The sequence below is a fragment of the Rhodococcus sp. DMF-1 genome (assembly GCF_021441945.1).
Classification (GTDB): domain Bacteria; phylum Actinomycetota; class Actinomycetes; order Mycobacteriales; family Mycobacteriaceae; genus Rhodococcus; species Rhodococcus ruber.
The window spans coordinates 2,867,255-2,881,774 of sequence record NZ_CP090442.1 but is presented as its reverse complement, the minus strand read 5'-3'; the positions used below and the strand labels follow the sequence as shown (position 1 = coordinate 2,881,774).

Annotated in this window: 17 protein-coding genes and 4 tRNA genes; 19 read left to right on the top strand and 2 right to left on the bottom strand. The window is 69.4% G+C overall.

Annotated features, from left to right (window positions below):
* The first annotated feature begins 97 nt into the window (after positions 1–97).
* From menD to LZP97_RS13010, 4 genes are all read left to right on the top strand, one after another.
* Entirely contained in the window at positions 98–1,717 is a 1,620-nt protein-coding gene (gene menD, locus LZP97_RS13025) for a 2-succinyl-5-enolpyruvyl-6-hydroxy-3-cyclohexene-1-carboxylic-acid synthase (protein ID WP_010592033.1), read from the top strand.
* Positions 1,718–1,724: 7 nt separating this feature from the next.
* Positions 1,725–2,138, top strand: a complete 414-nt coding sequence (locus LZP97_RS13020; protein WP_010592032.1) for a DUF3592 domain-containing protein — start codon at positions 1,725–1,727, stop codon at positions 2,136–2,138.
* Positions 2,139–2,226: 88 nt separating this feature from the next.
* Positions 2,227–3,369: a glycosyltransferase family 4 protein gene (locus LZP97_RS13015; RefSeq protein WP_017680024.1), complete on the top strand. Its 1,143-nt coding sequence runs from the start codon at positions 2,227–2,229 to the stop codon at positions 3,367–3,369.
* Positions 3,370–3,433: 64 nt separating this feature from the next.
* Positions 3,434–4,132, top strand: coding sequence for a demethylmenaquinone methyltransferase (locus LZP97_RS13010; RefSeq protein WP_082061262.1), 699 nt, complete (start codon positions 3,434–3,436; stop codon positions 4,130–4,132).
* A gap of 11 nt (positions 4,133–4,143) precedes the next feature.
* Here LZP97_RS13010 and LZP97_RS13005 read toward each other — a convergent pair whose 3' ends face one another.
* Entirely contained in the window at positions 4,144–5,415 is a 1,272-nt protein-coding gene (locus tag LZP97_RS13005) for a geranylgeranyl reductase family protein (protein ID WP_010592028.1), read from the bottom strand.
* 137 nt (positions 5,416–5,552) lie between these two features.
* Here LZP97_RS13005 and LZP97_RS13000 point away from each other — a divergent pair, with 137 nt between their 5' ends.
* A complete protein-coding gene (locus LZP97_RS13000) occupies positions 5,553–6,599 on the top strand; it encodes a polyprenyl synthetase family protein (protein WP_010592027.1) in 1,047 nt (348 codons plus the stop codon).
* 104 nt (positions 6,600–6,703) lie between these two features.
* Positions 6,704–7,564, top strand: coding sequence for a zinc metalloprotease HtpX (gene htpX / locus LZP97_RS12995; protein WP_010592026.1), 861 nt, complete (start codon positions 6,704–6,706; stop codon positions 7,562–7,564).
* A 107-nt stretch (positions 7,565–7,671) separates the two neighbouring features.
* Here the strand turns inward: htpX and LZP97_RS12990 are convergent, their stop codons facing one another.
* Positions 7,672–8,163 (bottom strand): YajQ family cyclic di-GMP-binding protein, encoded by a 492-nt coding sequence (locus LZP97_RS12990; protein ID WP_010592025.1) that lies wholly within the window; start codon positions 8,161–8,163, stop codon positions 7,672–7,674.
* A 147-nt stretch (positions 8,164–8,310) separates the two neighbouring features.
* Here LZP97_RS12990 and LZP97_RS12985 point away from each other — a divergent pair.
* The 13 genes from LZP97_RS12985 (at position 8,311) to rplL (ending at position 14,447) form a co-directional block, all read left to right on the top strand.
* A tRNA-Tyr gene (locus LZP97_RS12985) sits at positions 8,311–8,393 on the top strand.
* A gap of 229 nt (positions 8,394–8,622) precedes the next feature.
* Positions 8,623–8,695, top strand: a tRNA-Thr gene (locus tag LZP97_RS12980).
* Between the two features lie 44 nt (positions 8,696–8,739).
* A tRNA-Met gene (locus LZP97_RS12975) sits at positions 8,740–8,815 on the top strand.
* A 58-nt stretch (positions 8,816–8,873) separates the two neighbouring features.
* Complete coding sequence (rpmG, locus tag LZP97_RS12970) at positions 8,874–9,041, top strand: 50S ribosomal protein L33 (protein WP_003937613.1); 168 nt, start codon at positions 8,874–8,876, stop codon at positions 9,039–9,041.
* A gap of 87 nt (positions 9,042–9,128) precedes the next feature.
* On the top strand, positions 9,129–9,704 hold the full coding sequence (gene hadA, locus LZP97_RS12965; protein WP_010592024.1) for a (3R)-hydroxyacyl-ACP dehydratase subunit HadA: 576 nt from the start codon (positions 9,129–9,131) through the stop codon (positions 9,702–9,704).
* Positions 9,691–10,116, top strand: coding sequence for a (3R)-hydroxyacyl-ACP dehydratase subunit HadB (gene hadB, locus LZP97_RS12960; protein ID WP_010592023.1), 426 nt, complete (start codon positions 9,691–9,693; stop codon positions 10,114–10,116). Before hadA ends, hadB begins: the two co-directional genes overlap by 14 nt.
* Positions 10,117–10,290: 174 nt before the next feature.
* Positions 10,291–10,363, top strand: a tRNA-Trp gene (locus LZP97_RS12955).
* 32 nt (positions 10,364–10,395) lie between these two features.
* Positions 10,396–10,818, top strand: a complete 423-nt coding sequence (gene secE, locus LZP97_RS12950) for a preprotein translocase subunit SecE (RefSeq protein WP_048774133.1) — start codon at positions 10,396–10,398, stop codon at positions 10,816–10,818.
* Positions 10,819–10,864: 46 nt separating this feature from the next.
* Positions 10,865–11,707, top strand: a complete 843-nt coding sequence (gene nusG / locus LZP97_RS12945) for a transcription termination/antitermination protein NusG (RefSeq protein WP_010592021.1) — start codon at positions 10,865–10,867, stop codon at positions 11,705–11,707.
* 70 nt (positions 11,708–11,777) lie between these two features.
* Positions 11,778–12,212 (top strand): 50S ribosomal protein L11, encoded by a 435-nt coding sequence (gene rplK / locus LZP97_RS12940; protein WP_003937618.1) that lies wholly within the window; start codon positions 11,778–11,780, stop codon positions 12,210–12,212.
* A 123-nt stretch (positions 12,213–12,335) separates the two neighbouring features.
* Positions 12,336–13,049, top strand: coding sequence for a 50S ribosomal protein L1 (rplA, locus tag LZP97_RS12935; RefSeq protein ID WP_010592020.1), 714 nt, complete (start codon positions 12,336–12,338; stop codon positions 13,047–13,049).
* A gap of 372 nt (positions 13,050–13,421) precedes the next feature.
* Positions 13,422–13,955: a 50S ribosomal protein L10 gene (gene rplJ, locus LZP97_RS12930; protein ID WP_003937620.1), complete on the top strand. Its 534-nt coding sequence runs from the start codon at positions 13,422–13,424 to the stop codon at positions 13,953–13,955.
* 105 nt (positions 13,956–14,060) lie between these two features.
* Complete coding sequence (gene rplL, locus LZP97_RS12925; RefSeq protein WP_003937621.1) at positions 14,061–14,447, top strand: 50S ribosomal protein L7/L12; 387 nt, start codon at positions 14,061–14,063, stop codon at positions 14,445–14,447.
* Positions 14,448–14,520: the final 73 nt, after the last annotated feature.

Sequence of the window (14,520 nt, the reverse complement as noted above, 5' to 3'; positions counted from 1 at the left end):
TTGTCGCTGTGACCCGCGTCCCGCGCCGCCCGGGGGACCGGGGCGCGCCGTCCGGGGGACCGGGGCGCGCCGCCCGCCCCGCACTACTCTGGGTTCCGTGAACCCGTCCACCGCCCAGGCCACCGCCGTCGTCGACGAACTCGCCCGAGGGGGCGTCCGCGACGTGGTGCTGTGCCCCGGCTCCCGCAACGCACCGCTCGCCTTCGCGCTGCAGGCCGCCGACAATGCGGGCCGGTTGCGGCTGCACATGCGCATCGACGAGCGCACCGCCGGATTCCTCGCGATCGGCCTGTCGGTTGCCTCCGGCCGTCCGGTGCCCGTCGTGATGACCTCCGGCACCGCTGTCGCCAACCTCGCGCCGGCCGTGCTCGAAGCCAACTACGCCCGGGTGCCGCTCGTGGTGCTCAGCGCCAACCGGCCCTACGAGCTGCTCGGCACCGGCGCCAACCAGACCGTCGAACAGCTCGGCATGTTCGGCACCCAGGTCCGCGCCACCATCAGCCTCGGCCTGGCCGAAGGGATCGAGCAGAACAGCCAGTGGCGCTCCGCGGTCAGCCGCGTCCTCGCCGCCGCCCGCGGCACCCGCTCCGGCAACGCCGGTCCGGTCCACTTCGACATCCCGCTGCGCGAGCCGCTCGTCCCGGACGTGCACGCCCAGGGCCCGGGACCCGAGGGCCGCCCCGACGGCAGCGCCTGGACCACCACCGTGCACGCCACCCTCGACGTGCCGATGGACCTCGACATCACCGCCGACACCGTGGTGATCTCCGGGCACGGCTCCGCCTACCGGCCCGAACTGTCGGCACTGCCGACCGTGGCCGAACCCACCGCGCCGCTCCACGGTGTCCCGCTCCATCCGATGGCGCTGCCGCATCTGAAGCCGCGGCAGGCGATCATCACCGGCCGGCCCACGCTGCACCGGCCGGTCTCCAAGCTGCTCGCCGATCCGTCGGTGGCGGTGTACGCCCTCACCACCGGACCGCGCTGGCCCGACGTGTCCGGCAACGTCCTCGCCACCGGCACCCGCGCCGTCGTCACCGGCCGGCCCGATCCGGCCTGGCTGGAACGCTGCCGGAACCTGTCCGCCCACACCGACAAGGCCGTGCGCGCCCAGCTCGACGCCCATCCGAAGCCGACCGGCCTGCACGTCGCGGCGACGGTCACCGACGCGCTGCGGGAAGGGGACCAGCTGCTGCTCGGGGCCTCCAACCCGGTGCGCGACGCGGCGCTGGTGAGCTACCCGCGCGACGGGGTGCGCGTGCTCTCCAACCGGGGTGTCGCGGGCATCGACGGCACCGTCTCGACCGCCGTCGGCGCCGCCCTGGCCTACCCGCAGGGCCGCACCGTCGCCCTGATGGGTGACCTGACGTTCCTGCACGACGCGTCGGGGCTGCTGATCGGCACCGCCGAACCGCGACCGCAGAACCTGACCGTCGTCGTCGCCAACGACGACGGCGGCGGCATCTTCGAGCTGCTCGAGCAGGGCGACCCGCAGTACGCCGGCGTCTTCGAGCGGGTGTTCGGCACCCCGCACGGCATGGACCTCGCCGCGCTGTGTGCCGCGTACCGGGTACCGCACGAGCGGGTGGACCTTCCCGCACTGACCGCCGCGCTGGCCGACCGGGCCGAGCTCCCCGGCGGCATCCGGGTGCTCGAGGTGATCACCGACCGTTCCGGCCTGCGGGAACTGCACGCGGCCGTGCGCGCCCAGCTGTGACGGACGCATGAGCGGAATCGACAGGGCACGCCGGGCGGTGCTCGGCGTCGCGATCGGCATCTCGGTGCTCGCCGTGATCCTGGTCCTTGCGGCGTGGCGCAACGACCATCTGATCGCCTCCGACATGGGCACCGCCACGGCAGAGGTGCTTTCCGCCGGGTCGCTGCGCTCGGCGATCAGCTTCGTCACCCCCGACGGTGTCACCCACAATCCCGAGCTCGGTGTGCTGTATCCGACGGGACTCACGGCCGGGCAGCGGATCGCCGTCGAATACGCCCGCAGCGACCCCGACCTCGTGCGGGTCACCGGCCGCGACGCCCGGGTCGCTCTCGTGCCCGCCGCCTCGCTGATCGTGGTGACATGGCTGGTCGCGGCCCCCGTGCTCACGTATCTCCGGCGGCGCAGCGAGGCGCGCGCGTAGCGGTGCAGCCGGGAGGATTCGCCGGAACTTCGCCCGGCGGACACCTCGACCACCCCGCCCGGACCGCCGCCACGGCGATGCTGGGCCGGTGCGAGTAGCCATCGTCGCGGAATCCTTCCTCCCGAACGTCAACGGCGTCACCAACTCGGTGTTGCGCGTGCTCGAGCACCTCGACCGCCACGGCCACGAGGCCCTGGTCGTCGCTCCCGACACCGTCGCCGGTCTGCCGCCGGCGCCCGCCCATCACGACGGCATCCCGGTGCATCGGGTGCCGGCGGTGCACGTGCCGAAGGTCAGCTCCCTGCCCGTGGGGCTGCCACAGCCCGCGCTCACCGGCATCCTGCGCGGATTCGCACCCGACGTCGTGCACCTGGCGTCGCCGTTCCTGCTCGGTGCCGGCGGCCTCGGCGCGGCCCGCAGGCTCGACCTGCCCACCGTCGCGGTCTACCAGACCGACGTCGCCGGATTCGCGTCCAGCTACGGTCTCGGCCTCGCGGCCCGGGCCGCCTGGCAGTGGACACGCCGGATCCACCGGGCCTGTGACCGCACGCTCGCGCCGTCGACGGCCGCCGCCGCGGACCTCGCCGCGCACGGCATCCCCCGGGTGCACCGCTGGGCGCGGGGCGTCGACACCGCACGCTTCACCCCGGCCCGGCGCAGCGACGCGCTGCGCCGGGCCTGGTCGCCGGACGGCCGGCTCGTGGTGGGTTTCGTGGGCCGGCTCGCCCCGGAGAAGCACGTCGACCGTCTCGCGGTCCTGTCGGCCGACCCCCGCTACCGGCTCGTCGTCGTCGGGGACGGCCCCGAACGCGCCCGGCTCGAGACGGCCCTGCCCGGGGCGGTGTTCACCGGCCACCTCGGCGGTGACGCCCTGGCCGACGCCTACGCGAGCCTCGACGTGTTCGTCCATCCGGGCGAGCACGAGACGTTCTGCCAGGCCGTGCAGGAGGCGCTCGCCAGCGGCGTCCCCGCGATCGCGCCCGACGCGGGCGGCCCACGCGATCTCGTCGCGCACTGCCGCAACGGCTATCGGCTGCCGGTCGACGGCTTCACCGACCTGCTGCCGGGCGCGGTCGGCGCACTCGCCGACCCGGTGCTGCGCGCCCGGTTCGGCGCGGCCGCGCGGCGCGGTGTGCTCGGCCGCACCTGGCCCGCGGTGTGCCACGAACTGCTCGGGCACTACGAGCAGGTCTGCTCGGTCCGGCCGGGCACGCTGCGGCGCAGCGCGTAGCGGTAACGTCGGCACAGCGCGTAGCGGTAACGTCGGCACAGCGCGTAGCGGTAACGTTTCGACCGTGGCAACTACTCACGGGTCGCGGGCCTCGCTCGCGAAGGATCCGCGCGAGGTCGCGTCGATGTTCGACGGCGTCGCCCAGCGATACGACATCACCAACACCGTGCTCTCCTTCGGGCAGGACCGCAGCTGGCGACGAGCCACCCGGGCGGCGCTGGACCTGCGGCCGAGGGAGCGCGTCCTCGATCTGGCCGCCGGCACCGGGGTGTCGACGGTGGAACTCGGCCGGTCCGGTGCGTGGGTGGTGGCCACCGACTTCTCCACGGGAATGCTGCAGGCGGGCGCGTTCCGGCAGGTGCCGATGGTCGCGGGCGACGCGATGCGCCTGCCCTTCGCCGACGCGGTCTTCGACGCCGCCACCATCTCCTTCGGGCTGCGCAACGTCTCCGACTTCGAGGCCGGGCTCCGCGAGATCGCGCGGGTGACCAAACCCGGCGGCCGCCTCGTGGTGTGCGAGTTCGCCACACCCGTCTCGGCTCCGCTGCGCGTGCTCTACCTCGAGTACCTGATGCGGGCACTGCCGCGGGTCGCGCGGACCGTCAGCAGCAACCCCGACGCGTACGTCTATCTCGCCGAGTCGATCCGGGCGTGGCCCGCGCAACCCGAGCTCGCCGAGCGGATCCGGGCCGCCGGCTGGCGGTCGGTGCAGTGGCGCAACCTCACCGGCGGGATCGTGGCCCTGCACCGGGCGGTGCGCTGACCGGACGCGGCTCAGGCGAAGAGCGGTCGGCGGTCCCAGCGCAGCGACGCGCCGCCCCCGGCCCGCCACGCCCGTGCGACGACATCCTCGTCGCGCTCGGTGACGAGGTTGCCCATCACCCGGACGGCCACCGTCATCAGCGACGTCGAACTCATCCCCACAGGCCCGGTGGCCGGCAGAAACCGCGGCAACGTCAGCAGCCCGGCCAGTCGCCGGGCTGCGGAGAACGCCCGCCCGTAGCGCTCGCGCAGCAGGGCCGGCCACAGCTGCGTGAGATCGTCCGCATCCAGGACGCCGGCGACGAGCCGCCCACCCTCGAGGCCGTAGTCGATGCCCTCGCCGTTGAGCGGATTCACACACGCCGCGGCGTCGCCGACCAGGGCCCAGTTCGGGCCCGCCACACCGGACACCGCACCGCCCATCGGCAGCAGCGCCGACGCCACCCGGGTCGTCTCGCCGAGTCCCCACTCGCCGCGCCGCCGCGACGCATACAGCTCGATCAGCGGGCGCAGCGACCCGACGGCCGGCCGCTTGGAGGTGGCGAGCGTGCCCACGCCGATGTTGACCTCCCCGGTGCCGAGGGGGAACACCCAGCCGTAGCCCGGGTGCAGCGTGCCGGCGTCGTCGCGCAGCTCCAGGTGCGACGTGATCCACGGGTCGTCGCTGCGGGGGGAGGTGGCGTAGGCGCGGGCCGCGACCCCGTACGCGGTGTCGCGATGCCACTGCCGGCCGAGCAGCCTGCCCAGCGGAGAACGGACCCCGTCCGCCACGACGAGTCGTTCGCACCCGACGGTGCGCGGACCGCGCGCGGTCGCGAAGGTCACCGCGGTCACCCGCGTTCCCTCGCGCTCGACGGCGACGGCCTTGGTTCCCTCGGCGGCCGCGGCGCCCGACTCGAGGGCGACGCGGCGGATCCGGTCGTCGAGTTCGGTGCGTGGCACGGCGCTGCCCTGGGCCGGGAAGGAACCCGACGGCCACGGAAGTTCGAGGCTGCGACCGAAGCCTTCGAGCCGCAGGCCCCGGTTGACGGTGCGCGTGCGCACCCAGTCGCCGAGGCCGAGGCGGTCGAGTTCGGCCACCGCCCGCGGGGTCAGGCCGTCGCCGCACGTCTTGTCCCGGGGGAAGGTCGCGGCATCGACGAGCAGTACGTCGCGGCCGGCGCGGGCCGCCCAGGCGGCGGCCGCCGACCCGGCAGGACCTGCGCCGACGACGAGCACGTCGGTACGGTCGGGGAGCTCCGGAAGGTCGGGCCGCGGTTCGGACCCAGCGTGTTCTGCCACCACGGCTCCATCCTTCCAGGTACGGCTTCGGTGCCTCGGGGAGGTAGCCGACCGGCGGAGCGGCTAGGTTCACTACCGTGGAGCCGATTCGACAGCGGACAGCGGTAGCCGGGTCGACAGAACAGGATGGGTACCTCATCGTGAGCACTGAAGGGGCGGCGCAGTCCGCCGGTCCGTCCGGCGCGACGTCGGACACGGTGGTGGCCGGGGTGGACCTCGGCGATCCGGTCCTGGCGGGCGCCGTCCGGGACGGTCTCGCCCGGGTCGAGGAAGTGCTGATCTCCGAGCTCTCCGACGGCGAGGACTTCCTGACCGAGGTCGCACTGCATCTCGCCAAGGCCGGCGGCAAGCGGTTCCGTCCGCTGTTCACCCTCCTGACCGCCCAGCTCGGTCCGAAGCCGAACGATCCGGCGGTCGTGACGGCGGCGACCGCGGTCGAACTCGTGCACCTGGCCACGCTGTACCACGACGACGTGATGGACGAGGCCACCATGCGCCGGGGCGCACCCAGCGCGAACGCGCGGTGGAGCAACAGCGTGGCCATCCTCGCCGGGGACTTCCTGTTCGCGCATGCGTCGCGACTGGTGTCGACGCTCGGTCCCGCTGCGGTACGGACCATCGCCGAGACGTTCGCCGAGCTCGTGACCGGACAGATGCGCGAGACCATCGGCAGCGGGAAGGAACGGGACCCGGTCGAGCACTACCTGAAGGTGGTGTGGGAGAAGACCGGCTCGCTGATCGCGACGAGCGGACGCTTCGGCGGGACGTTCTCCGGCGCCGACCCGGACCAGATCGCGCATCTGGAGCGGCTCGGCGACGCCGTCGGCACCGCGTTCCAGATCGCCGACGACATCATCGACATCTCGTCGGCGTCGACGGAGTCCGGCAAGACCCCGGGGACGGATCTGCGCGAGGGTGTCCACACCCTGCCGGTCCTCTACGCCTTCCGTGAGACCGGGCCCGACGCCGATCGGCTGCGCGAACTGCTCGCCGGACCGGTCGAGGACGAGGCCGCCGTCGCCGAGGCCCTGGAGCTGCTGGCGCGGTCGCCGGGAATGGCGGCCGCGAAGCGGACGCTGGGCGAGTACGCGGACAAGGCCCGCACGGAACTGGAGTCGCTGCCGCCGGGACCGGCGAACGAGGCCCTGCGCCGGCTCGTCGACTACACGATCGCGCGCGTGGGGTAGGAACCCGGACGTCGGGAGGCCGCTGCAGCCGATGACGGCAGGGAACCCGCTCCCCACCCTGCTTCGTTGAATGCTGGGGCAAGATCGACGGGAAGAGGCGTGACGTGCACGGGAATGCGAACCGGCTGAAGACGGCGGGGCTCCTCATCGGGATGTCCGCCCTCATCGTGTTCATCGGCGCCCTGTTCCGCAACCCGACGATCCTGATCGGGTCGATCGTCCTGGCCGTCGGGATGAACGCCTACGCCTACTTCAACAGCGACAAGCTGGCGTTGCGGGCCATGCATGCCCAGCCGATCACCGAGGTACAGGCGCCGGTGATCTACCGGATCGTGCGCGAGCTGGCGACCACGGCGCATCAGCCGATGCCCCGGCTGTACATCAGCCCGACCAGCGCACCCAACGCGTTCGCGACCGGCCGCAATCCCCGCCATGCGGCGGTGTGCTGCACGTCCGGGATCCTGCAGATCCTGAACGAGCGGGAGTTGCGCGCGGTGCTCGGGCACGAGCTGTCGCACGTCTACAACCGGGACATCCTGATCTCCTCGGTGGCCGGTGCGATGGCGGCGGTGATCTCGGGGCTGGCGAATCTCGCGTTCTTCGCGAACATGTTCGGCAACCGCGACCAGGGCACGAATCCGCTGGCCCTGCTGCTGGTGTCGCTGCTCGGTCCGATCGCGGCGACCGTCGTCCGGCTCGCGGTGTCGCGTTCCCGCGAGTACCAGGCGGATCAGTCCGGCGCCGAACTCACCGGAGATCCGCTGGCGCTGGCCTCGGCGCTGCGCAAACTCGAGCAGGGCACCCGGGCGGCGCCCCTGCCCCCCGAGCCTCGGATCGCCGCGCAGTCGCACATGATGATCGCGAACCCGTTCCGTCCGGGGGAGCGGGTGAGCCGATTGTTCTCGACCCACCCGCCCATGGCGGAGCGCATCGACCGGCTCGAGCGCATGGCCCGCGGGGGCTGACGCCCGCACTGCCTACCGGACGCACTGCCTACCGGACGCACTGCCTACCGGACGCACTGCCTACCGCCCGCACCGGCTACCGGACGCACTGGTAGTCGATGCACTGCCTACCGGTAGTTGACGAACTGCAGCGCGATGTCGAGGTCGGCGTTCTTGAGCAGTGCGATCACGGCCTGCAGGTCGTCGCGCTTCTTGCTGGTCACGCGCAGCTCCTCGCCCTGGATCTGCGCCTTGACACCCTTGGGTCCCTCGTCGCGGATCAGCTTGGAGATCTTCTTGGCGTTCTCGGTGCTGATGCCCTGCACCAGGGACCCGCTGATCTTGTAGACCTTGCCGGACTGGGTGGGCTCGCCGGCGTCGAAGGACTTCAGGGACAGATTGCGCCGGATCAGCTTCTCCTTGAACACCTCGAGGGCGGCCTTGACGCGTTCCTCCGTGTCGGCGGTCAGGGTGATGGACTCTTCGCCGCTCCACTCGATGCCCGCCCCGGTGTTGCGGAAGTCGAAACGGGTGCCGAGTTCCTTGGCGGCCTGGTTCAGCGCGTTGTCCACCTCCTGGCGGTCGACCTTGCTCACCACATCGAACGACGAATCAGCCACGTGCACTCCACTTCGGATCGGTTCTGTACGGGTTGCCGCCCCGACGCTATCGGGTGGCGCAGTGCCGCTGTCCACCCGGTTTGCACAACAGGGGGGTGTGCGTTGTATTGTTTCAAACGCGCCAGGGACACGGTCCCGATCGCGCCCGGCAGGTTGCCCGAGCGGCCAATGGGAGCGGACTGTAAATCCGTCGGCTTACGCCTACGTAGGTTCGAATCCTACACCTGCCACCGGAACGGCCCCGATCCGAACGGATCGGGGCCGTTCTGCGTTCGCAGACGTTCCGGTACCGACCAGTCGCCGGGTTTCGGCGGGCGCAGACTTCAGAGCGCCTCCGGGTGTTCGGCCGAGGGGTGAAAAAGTCGATTTACGGCCCCTGAACTGGCGATTTTGTTCCTGCAGAGGAGTGTGTGTAATCTTTTGGAGGCCGCAGCGAGCAGAGATGCTCACGGTGGTCGCGCCCCCTTAGCTCAGTCGGCAGAGCGTTTCCATGGTAAGGAAAAGGTCGACGGTTCGATTCCGTCAGGGGGCTCGCTGGATTGTGGTGCCGCCGTTGTTCGCGACACTCGACACCGAGGCGGTGTAGCTCAGTTGGTAGAGCAAACGACTCATAATCGTTGCGTCGCCGGTTCAAGTCCGGTCACCGCTACCACAGTTGAATGAACCACCCTGATCGTCGTTGATCAGATTGACGCGAAAGAAGGCATCCCGTGGCCTCCTCCACCGACGTGCGGCCGAAGATCACCCTGGCCTGCGAGGTGTGCAAGCACCGCAACTACATCACGAAGAAGAACCGTCGCAACGACCCCGACCGGTTGGAGCTGAAGAAGTTCTGCCCCAACTGCGGCACTCATCGCGCACACCGCGAGTCGAAGTAGTCGTACAGGGTCGACGTCGACGCGTGAGCTCCCCGCACAATCGCCCACGCCGGCCGGCGTCCGGGCGAAGTTGCGGGAGTTCTGCGTATGACGGGCACATTCGTGAGTGAAGAATCGGTCGTGGACGGCACCGAACAGGCCGGGATCCAGTTCGATGTAGCGGCACATGCGGCCTCGATGGTCGGTCACCACTATCGCGTCGAGGACTTCTACGAGGTCGGGCGGGAAAAGGTCCGCGAGTATGCGCGCGCCGTGCTGGACAACAATCCGGCACATCACGACGAGGAAGCGGCGAAGGGCCTCGGCTACGACGGCCTCGTCGCGCCCCTCACCTTCATCTCCATCGTCGGCATGATCGCCCAGCGCAAGCTGTTCGACGAGGTCGTCACCGGATACGACCTCAGCCAGATCATGCAGACGGACCAGCGGCTGGTGTTCCACCGGCCCATCCAGGTGGGCGATCGGTTGTTCTGCGACGTGTACCTCGACGATTTCCGTCAGGCTGCCGGCAGCGACATCATCACCACCAAGAACATCATCACCGATCAGCACGACAACCTCGTGATGACCTCGTGGACCACCCTGGTGGGCCGCACCGGTGGCGAGGTGGACGAGAACATCGCCCACGCAGTCAAGGATGTGATGATGCATGTCGCGCCGTAGGTTCGAGGACGTCGCCGTCGGTGAGGAGCTGCCCGTGCGGGTGGTGACGCTCACCCGTGGCAACCTCGTGAACTACGCGGGTGTGTCGGGTGATCCCAATCCGATCCACTGGAGCGACGAGGTCGCCAAGCTCGCCGGCTTGCGCGACGTGGTCGGCCACGGCATGCTCTCCATGGGCATCGCGGCCGGCTTCGTCACCGACTGGCTCGGTGACCCAGGGGCGGTGACCGAGTACAACGTTCGGTTCACCAGTCCGGTCTACGTCGAGGCCCACCGGGCCGCCGAGGTGGAGTTCTCCGGCAAGGTCAAGTCGGTGGACGCGGACAGCAAGACAGCAGTGGTCGCGATCGTGGCGAAGTCCGAGGGACGTAAGATCTTCGGGCGGGCCACGGCAACGGTCCGTCTGGCCTGACCGGCCGGCGGATTGGGTTTGTCCCGGGGCTATGAAGTACACTAAGACTTCTGGGATCGCATAGCGCAGCGCGCTGCTCTCGAAGGCCGTAACGGCTCACGGGGTGGCGCGCATGTCATGTGGTCGCAGATGGGTCGATCGAGACGCCGGTTTTCCGGCGGAGGCATCGACCAGAGGGGCGTAGCTCAATTGGCAGAGCAGCGGTCTCCAAAACCGCAGGTTGCAGGTTCAAGTCCTGTCGCCCCTGCCCCCGGACGGCCAGCGACCGAGAGGAACGATGTGAGCGAGGAGCGCGGTAAGCGCGACGGCGGTACCGCAGGGACTTCCAGCCCTGAGGACGCCGGATCGGCGACCGACGCGACCCCCGGCGCTTCCTCCGCATCCGCTGCCCCCACCGGCAAGAAGTCCCCGCGGCGTTCCGCTGCTCCGGCGTCGACCGCGGTGGCGGCAGGTCGCCGGCCCGAATCGAAGCCGGCCACGTCCGCCGCTCGCTCCGGTGCCCAGGGCACCGAGAACATCTTCAAGCGCCTGCGGCGCTTCTTCCGTGAGGTCCTCGCCGAGCTGCGCAAGGTGATCTGGCCGAATCGCAAGCAGCTGGTCACGTACACGACGGTCGTCGTGGTCTTCGTGGCGGTCATGACCGCGTTCATCTTTGGATTGGATCTGGCGTTCGTGAAGGGCGTCAGCTGGTTGTTCGGCTAGCGCGTCAGCGTGCCGGCAAATGTGATCGACGAGAGGAAAGTGCCCGGTGAGCACCCCCGAGAACGACTCCTACGAGCCCTCGGCCGAAGAGCGCGTTTCGGACGAGGTCTTTGTCGACGACTCCGTGACCGTGGACGCGGCCGACGAGTCGGCAGGGGAACCGGCCGACGAGACGGACGGGGAACCGGCCGACGAGACGGCAGAGACGGGCATCGAAACCGACGAGACGGCCGGTGACGAGCCCGAGGCGCCCGCGGAGGCCCCGGCCGAGGAGGTCGATCCCGCGGAGGCCCTCGAGAAGCAGCTTCGGCTCGAGCCCGGCGACTGGTACGTCGTGCACTCCTACGCCGGTTACGAGAACAAGGTCAAGGCCAACCTCGAGACCCGCGTGCAGAACCTGGACCTCGGGGAGTACATCTTCCAGGTCGAGGTGCCCACCGAAGAGGTCACCGAGATCAAGAACGGCCAGCGCAAGCAGGTCAACCGCAAGGTCCTGCCGGGCTACATCCTGGTGCGGATGGAACTGAACGACGAATCGTGGGGCGCGGTGCGCAACACCCCCGGCGTCACCGGATTCGTGGGTGCCACCTCGCGCCCGTCGCCGCTGACGATCAAGGAGGTCGTGAAGTTCCTCCTGCCGCAGCAGGCGAAGAAGAAGCCCGCCGCCGCGACCAGTGCCGCCGAAGGCGCTGCGACGGCTGCCAAGCCCACCATCGAGGTGGACTTCGAGGTCGGCGAGTCCGTCACCGTCATGGACGGGCCCTTCGCGACGCTGCCGGCGTCGATCAGCGAGGTCAACGCCGAGCAGCAGAAGCTCAAGGTCCTGGTGTCGATCTTCGGTCGTGAGACCCCGGTGGAGCTGTCCTTCAACCAGGTGTCGAAGATCTGACGGTCCGACCCACTCAAACTTGCGATAGCAGTACGCAAGAACCACACCGAGCAAGAAACTAGGAATAGAGATGCCCCCGAAGAAGAAGAAGATTGCCGGGCTCATCAAGCTCCAGATCCAGGCAGGTCAGGCCAACCCGGCTCCGCCGGTCGGCCCCGCGCTGGGTCAGCACGGCGTCAACATCATGGAGTTCTGCAAGGCGTACAACGCGGCGACCGAGTCGCAGCGCGGCAACGTCGTGCCGGTCGAGATCACGGTCTACGAGGACCGCTCGTTCGACTTCAAGCTCAAGACCCCGCCGGCAGCCAAGCTGCTGCTGAAGGCCGCGGGTGTGCAGAAGGGCTCCGGCGAGCCGCACAAGACCAAGGTCGCGAAGGTCACCATGGACCAGGTGCGCGAGATCGCCAAGACCAAGCAGGAAGACCTGAACGCCAACGACGTCGAGGCCGCCGCGAAGATCATCGCCGGCACCGCGCGTTCGATGGGCATCACGGTCGAGGGCTGAGCGCAGCGCCGCTCGGGACCCGCAGGGCCCAGTGCCCGGCAGCATTAATCCGTGGGAGGGCCGGCCAGGCTCGACAACCACGACCGAACCGTTCACCTTCCGGTGACAAGTTAGGACAGAACAATGGCAAAGCGCAGCAAGGCGTACCTCGCCGCCGCTGAGAAGATCGACGCCTCGACGCTCTACAGCCCCCTCGCGGCCGCTCGGCTCGCGAAGGACACCTCGTCGAAGAACTACGACGCCACCGTCGAGGTCGCCATGCGCCTCGGTGTGGACCCCCGCAAGGCGGACCAGATGGTCCGCGGCACGGTCAACCTGCCGCACGGCACCGGTAAGACCGCCCGCGTCATCGTGTTCGCGGTGGGCGAGAAGGCCGCCGAGGCCGAGGCCGCCGGTGCGGACGCCGTCGGCGCCGAGGACCTGATCGAGCGGATCCAGGGCGGCTGGCTGGACTTCGACGCCGCGATCGCGACCCCGGACCAGATGGCCAAGGTCGGCCGCATCGCGCGTGTCCTCGGTCCGCGCGGTCTGATGCCGAACCCGAAGACGGGCACGGTCACCCCGGACGTCACGAAGGCCGTCGCCGACATCAAGGGCGGCAAGATCAACTTCCGCGTCGACAAGAACTCGAACCTGCACTTCGTGATCGGCAAGGCGTCGTTCGACGACGCGAAGCTGGTGGAGAACTACGCTGCCGCGCTGGACGAGGTCCTGCGTGCGAAGCCGTCCACCGCGAAGGGGCGTTACGTCAAGAAGGTCACCATCGCGACCACCACCGGCCCGGGCATCCCGGTGGATCCGTCGCGCACCCGGAACCTCCTCGAGGACGCCGAGTAAGGAGACCGGTACCCGGTCTTCGCAGGCAACGCACGAACGGCCGGCACGGAACTGCTCCGTGCCGGCCGTTTTGCGTCGGCGCGTCCCGTCGGGTACGCTGGCTCGCGGAGTTCGGCGCGTGCCGATCTTCACCCCGATCATGTTCTACCCAAGACCGTTGGTCACCGGGTCCGCGTGTGGATTCGGTTGAAGGTCCGGGATTGCCCGGCGGCCCACGCAGGAGGACGAGGTAGGGGAGATACGACATCGTTCGCGATGCCGTCCTTCTCTCTGTACGCCCCGTGTGCCCTGCACCGGGGCGTTTTGCATTTTACGGATTTCGAGTGGAACTTCCCGAGCGGGAAAACGACTGTTACTGAGAGGAGGCGAAGTATGGCAAAGCCTGAGAAGGTTTCCGCGGTTGCGGAGATCACCGAGCAGTTCAAGGACTCGACTGCCGCCGTGATCACGGAGTTCCGTGGTCTGTCGGTGACCAGTCTGACGCAGCTGCGACGCGCTCTCGGAGAGGGTGCCACCTACTCCGTCGCCAAGAACACCCTGGTCAAGCGTGCCGCCGCAGAGGCGGGCGTCGAGGGCCTTGACGACCTGTTCGTCGGACCGACCGCCATTGCGTTCATCAAGGGCGAGCCGGTCGACGCTGCGAAGGCCCTGAAGACCTTCGCGAAGGACAACAAGGCGCTCGTCATCAAGGGCGGCTACATGGACGGCGCTGCGCTGTCCGTGGAACAGGTCAACCAGATCGCGGACCTCGAGTCCCGCGAGGTGCTGTTGGCCAAGCTCGCCGGCGCGATGAAGGGCAACTTGGCAAAGGCCGCCGGCCTGTTCAACGCTCCTGCCTCGCAGGTGGCCCGTCTCGCGGCCGCTCTGCAGGAGAAGAAGGCGGACCAGGAGTCTGCCGCAAGCTGATCCGCACCCTCGCGAATCACTGACCCACCCACCCCGCGCGCCCCGGCGCGTATCCCATCCGGTCGCGGATCAGCGACATGGGATCCACAAGGAAGGACCGCCACCATGGCGAAGCTCACCACCGAAGAGCTGCTCGACGCGTTCAAGGAACTGACCCTCCTCGAGCTCTCGGAGTTCGTGAAGGCCTTCGAGGAGACCTTCGAGGTCACCGCTGCCGCTCCGGTCGCCGTCGCCGCTGCCGGCGCCCCGGCCGCTGCCGCCGAGGCCGAGTCCGAGCAGGACGAGTTCGACGTCATCCTCGAGGGTGCCGGCGACAAGAAGATCCAGGTCATCAAGGTCGTCCGCGAGATCGTTTCGGGCCTCGGCCTGAAGGAGGCCAAGGACCTCGTCGAGGGCGCTCCGAAGCCGATCCTGGAGAAGGTCGCCAAGGACGCTGCCGACGCCGCCAAGGCGAAGCTCGAAGAGGCCGGCGCCAAGGTCACCGTCAAGTAAGAGGTGCGAGGCTGCTCGACTCCGGTCGAGCGATCCGGCAAGGCCGCTGCCCACGGATTCACGTCCGTGGGCA

Bases quoted from the DNA above. Each gene is read 5' to 3' on its own strand.
- LZP97_RS13020 (WP_010592032.1), top strand. From the start codon at position 1,725: ATGAGCGGAATCGACAGGGCACGCCGGGCGGTGCTCGGCGTCGCGATC.
- hadA (WP_010592024.1), top strand. From the start codon at position 9,129: ATGACGGGCACATTCGTGAGTGAAGAATCGGTCGTGGACGGCACCGAA.
- hadB (WP_010592023.1), top strand. From the start codon at position 9,691: ATGTCGCGCCGTAGGTTCGAGGACGTCGCCGTCGGTGAGGAGCTGCCC.
- rplK (WP_003937618.1), top strand. From the start codon at position 11,778: ATGCCCCCGAAGAAGAAGAAGATTGCCGGGCTCATCAAGCTCCAGATC.
- rplA (WP_010592020.1), top strand. From the start codon at position 12,336: ATGGCAAAGCGCAGCAAGGCGTACCTCGCCGCCGCTGAGAAGATCGAC.
- rplJ (WP_003937620.1), top strand. From the start codon at position 13,422: ATGGCAAAGCCTGAGAAGGTTTCCGCGGTTGCGGAGATCACCGAGCAG.
- rplL (WP_003937621.1), top strand. From the start codon at position 14,061: ATGGCGAAGCTCACCACCGAAGAGCTGCTCGACGCGTTCAAGGAACTG.